Consider the following 1,105-nt stretch of genomic DNA (forward strand, 5'->3'; position numbering starts at 1 on the left):
GAAAAGCCGCAGTGAATAGGCCCAGGCGACTGTTTAGCAAAAACACAGGTCTCTGCGAAGCCGCAAGGCGAAGTATAGGGGCTGACACCTGCCCGGTGCTGGAAGGTTAAGGGGAGAGGTTAGCGCAAGCGAAGCTTTGAACCGAAGCCCCAGTAAACGGCGGCCGTAACTATAACGGTCCTAAGGTAGCGAAATTCCTTGTCGGGTAAGTTCCGACCCGCACGAAAGGTGTAACGATCTGGGCACTGTCTCAACGAGAGACTCGGTGAAATTATAGTACCTGTGAAGATGCAGGTTACCCGCGACAGGACGGAAAGACCCCGTGGAGCTTTACTGCAGCCTGATATTGAATTTTGGTACAGCTTGTACAGGATAGGTAGGAGCCTGAGAAGCCGGAGCGCTAGCTTCGGTGGAGGCGTTGGTGGGATACTACCCTGGCTGTATTGAAATTCTAACCCGCGCCCCTTATCGGGGTGGGAGACAGTGTCAGGTGGGCAGTTTGACTGGGGCGGTCGCCTCCTAAAGAGTAACGGAGGCGCCCAAAGGTTCCCTCAGAATGGTTGGAAATCATTCGTAGAGTGTAAAGGCACAAGGGAGCTTGACTGCGAGACCTACAAGTCGAGCAGGGACGAAAGTCGGGCTTAGTGATCCGGTGGTTCCGCATGGAAGGGCCATCGCTCAACGGATAAAAGCTACCCCGGGGATAACAGGCTTATCTCCCCCAAGAGTCCACATCGACGGGGAGGTTTGGCACCTCGATGTCGGCTCATCGCATCCTGGGGCTGTAGTCGGTCCCAAGGGTTGGGCTGTTCGCCCATTAAAGCGGTACGCGAGCTGGGTTCAGAACGTCGTGAGACAGTTCGGTCCCTATCCGTCGCGGGCGCAGGAAATTTGAGAGGAGCTGTCCTTAGTACGAGAGGACCGGGATGGACGCACCGCTGGTGTACCAGTTGTCTTGCCAAAGGCATAGCTGGGTAGCTACGTGCGGACGGGATAAGTGCTGAAAGCATCTAAGCATGAAGCCCCCCTCAAGATGAGATTTCCCATGGCGCAAGCTAGTAAGATCCCTGAAAGATGATCAGGTTGATAGGTCAGAGGTGGAAGC

The 1,105-nt window shown here is 55.1% G+C and carries 1 rRNA gene; it reads left to right on the plus strand.

Annotated elements, in window-relative coordinates:
- Positions 1 to 1,105: ribosomal RNA gene (locus Q8G36_RS28545) — 23S ribosomal RNA — on the plus strand; the annotation flags it as partial.

Source organism: Peribacillus frigoritolerans (assembly GCF_030676415.1).
GTDB classification, from domain to species: Bacteria; Bacillota; Bacilli; order Bacillales; family DSM-1321; genus Peribacillus; species Peribacillus frigoritolerans_A.